This is a genomic window from Phyllobacterium sp. 01N428 (assembly GCF_056399405.1).
The window spans coordinates 1-401 of record NZ_JBFTRH010000032.1; the positions used below are offsets into that span (position 1 = coordinate 1).

At 51.4% G+C, this 401-nt stretch carries 2 rRNA genes; both read left to right on the forward strand.

The window, feature by feature from the left end:
• Window positions 1-121, forward strand: a 23S ribosomal RNA gene (locus AC1DNI_RS22805); the annotation flags it as partial.
• Window positions 122-293: 172 nt separating this feature from the next.
• Window positions 294-401, forward strand: a 5S ribosomal RNA gene (rrf, locus tag AC1DNI_RS22810); the annotation flags it as partial.

Here is a 401-nt window from a genome sequence, read left to right on the forward strand (position 1 = left end):
CCACCTGAAAACGAGTATTCCCTATCAGAGCCGTGGAAGACCACCACGTTGATAGGCCGGGTGTGGAAGTGCGGCAACGCATGAAGCTTACCGGTACTAATAGCTCGATCGACTTGATCATTCTCATTACAAATATCCATCCAAAACGCGTCAAAGACGTGAAAAACGTAAGTCGTCAGTAGTGGAGTAGAAAAAGCAGAAGTAGTGTCTTCACTACTCACTACTCACTACTCACTACTCACTACTCACCTCCCCAAAACCCAGCTTCTCATTTGCTTGTTGCGCTTTGCTGACCTGGTGGTTACAGCGGGGTGGCCGCACCCGATCCCATTCCGAACTCGGCCGTGAAACGCCCCTGCGCCAATGGTACTTCGTCTCAAGACGCGGGAGAGTAGGTCGCT